We start from the raw sequence: 2,846 nt of genomic DNA, 5'->3' as shown, positions 1-2,846 counted from the left end.
CCGCCTTCAACATAGCTTTCCATTTTGAAAACTGTTGCCGGTGGACGACGAATGAAAAACATAGGATTTTCAGTTGCTCTTGGTGGAAGAATCCCTTCAATGCGGATTTTCCAGTTTGGAAGAACACCTTCAACAATGGGGTTATCAGGATCAATGGTAACTCCCAGAACTGCGGCACTGGCATAGATGATTCGTGTTGTTGTTGCATCATCAAAGAAGATTCCAGTATACACTTTTCCCATACCCATGCCTTCAACAATCAGCTCTCCGCCGATACCGATGGCAATATCAGTAACTCTTTTGTCCTCGATAAAAGGGATCACAGCTTTTAGATCGTCCTCCAGGTTACGGACCCATTTATCCATTTTTACCTGCTGACTAAAACCATCTATCGAAGCCACTTAATTACCTCCTTGCACACTGCGTTCGTATACTTCCATCGCAAGTGAATCCAGGAATCCACTTTTTGTAAGTTTTGCTTCTGATGTACACATATCCAGGAATTTCTCGAATTCCAGTTCTGCGATTTCATCATTTGCATTCAACCTTGATGGAAGGTCTTTGATTATCTTTTTGGCAAGCTCAATGATGAGGATTGCCATGAGATCCTGTTTTGTTTCCAGGTAGCCGATTTTTCTTTTTGCATCGTTAAGGGATGCATAAATCAGCTGTGAATCCTGTACGTCTTTATCTAAATAATTCATGCAGGCTATTCGGACTATTTCCGAAAAGTTTGTTTTCTTTTCTTTAGCTCTGCATTCAATCAGTTCTCCGACTCTTCGCGGAAAACGAATCTGTTTTATTGTTTCAAGTTTTGAATAGTCCTCTTTCTCCACTTAACTCTCCTGTAACGGATCCCAGTCAGAAGAAATGATTCTAGAAACCTCTATGGCTTCTACTTTTTTGATTTCACTCTGAATGTCATCCTTGATGGTTTCTCTTATTGATTTCTGATTTGCCATGAGTGCATTCATCTTCTTTGCACTTGGAAGACCTTTAAGCTGCTTCATGAACCATTTGTGTTCCGGCAATTTCATGAAGGCTTTTGTCTTGAAACGAGGGTCTTCGTAATAGACGACCTTCTTTCCCTTGTAAGGCGGCATTCCCTGATTCATGACAATGATTCTCGAAAACTCAAGTTTCATAAGTTCATCTGGATTTATAAGCGAAGTGCTTGTTTCCTGACTGCTTCTTGAAATGTTGTTGAATCCGACCTGATACTTGCTTCCGCTGGCACTGATGTTATCCAGAAGTACTGAACGGTTTCCGATAGATTCGCTGAACATTCTTGCATCCTTTATGGAACCAGGAGCTCCGATTACTATTGTCTTACAGTGGTCCAGGAACGGATGGTTTTCTCCGTACACATCTACCAGCTGATTCAATGCCTGACAGATAATCATGAAGGTCACCCCATAGCCCGCCAAAATTCCGGCGTTTAACGCAATGTCAGGGAAATATCCTAAGACGGGGAACTCGTCCAACAGGAAGAGACACGGAATCTTAAGCTTTACTTCATTTGCATTTGTTTCGCCCGAACTGAACTTCTTGATCATGAAAGTGATGATCATTCTGAACACCGGACTGATACGCTTGATATGGTTGTAAGGAACAATCAGGTACAATGAAATTGCATTCTTTGAAGTAATGAAGTCATCAACGCTGAAATCTGAATATGCTGTTGCGTTTGCAAGAAGCGGATCCTGGAAGAGTGAAATCTTACTGAATACAGTAGAGTAGGTTGAAGCTCTTTCCTTTGGTGTCTGAATCTTGGAACGGTTTGCGGCCTCTACAATAAGCTGATGAATCTGCGGATTTCCATGGTCACTGTCGATCATGTCATCAAGCATCTTTCCGCCAGGTCCGCCTGTCTCTTCGTCATCCTTCTGCTGTCCTTCTTTCTTGTCATCATCAGTTGCCTGGGAGAATACATGAAGAACTGTTGCAAGGTTCTTTTCTTTCCAAGGGATGTCTTTACAGAAACGTACATGAAGGACTACTCCTGAGAAGATGTCTCTGGCTGTATTGTTGAAGTACTGTGTTGCTCCGTCAGATGCGGCTTTAGCAGAATCTCCTCCGAAGAAGATTTCACCGATAGTATCTGCCCAGCTGAAGGCTTCACTTGGACTGTCAGGTATTTCCCAGATTGGATTGTAATGGGCTGTATTATTATCAGGGTCCAGAGGTCTGAAAGGAATTACACGGCTGAACTTTGAACGGTATCCTGCAGTTGCGGCAAAGTTTTCGCCCTTTGGGTCAAACACTACAACGCTTCCTTTTCCGGCAATTTCTTTTCTCTCTTTAATCTTGAAAAACAGGAACTTTTTCTTTACCCACTGATAGACTGGCACTCCATAGCTTAAAAGTGTCGGTATTATGAAGGAAACCCCTTTTCCAGCACGGGTAGGAAGTAAAATAAGGGTATTGGTTCTTCCTGAATGACAGATGAGTTCTGCAATCTTCTTGCAATGAAGGACGAGGGAAGCTTTTACGGCATCAATCTTGTAGGTTACTTTTGCGTTTGCAAGTTCTCCACATACTACTCCATGTTCCTGAAGCATTCCGAAGTTCTTCAAATCTTTCTTTGTCGCGAATCGTGCAGTTCCGTGAATGTGCTGGTTTTTCTGATGGCTGTTTACAAAGATACTTGTAAATACGAATACCATTACTGCAGCAACGAGACAGATGAATGTTGGTGGAATAGCCTGGAAGAAGTAAAACGAATAAGTATCATTAAACGCATACTTCAGCATCCCGATTAGAAATACTAACGGGTTGTAGAAACGATATCCGCCCTTGGTAACAAACATTGGATTTCCTACAACAGCAGGATCATAGTTCATCAA

3 protein-coding genes are annotated in these 2,846 nt (G+C 42.1%); all 3 read right to left on the bottom strand.

All coding sequences use genetic code 11. From position 1 onward, the window contains the following. A partial coding sequence (locus tag ACKI39_RS08100) for a P-loop NTPase family protein (protein ID WP_486396817.1) occupies positions 1-401 on the bottom strand: 401 nt, incomplete at its 3' end. Beyond that, positions 402-836 carry a hypothetical protein gene (locus ACKI39_RS08095; RefSeq protein ID WP_320797642.1) on the bottom strand — a complete coding sequence of 145 codons (435 nt, stop codon included), beginning with the start codon at positions 834-836 and terminating at the stop codon, positions 402-404. It abuts the gene before it with no gap. Beyond that, the coding region (locus ACKI39_RS08090) for a type IV secretory system conjugative DNA transfer family protein (RefSeq protein WP_407399404.1) at positions 837-2,846 on the bottom strand (2,010 nt) is incomplete at its 5' end.

Source organism: Treponema sp. (assembly GCF_045641405.1).
GTDB lineage: Bacteria > Spirochaetota > Spirochaetia > Treponematales > Treponemataceae > Treponema_D.
Note: the sequence above shows the minus strand (reverse complement) of the source record. Positions and strands in the feature narration are given on the sequence as shown.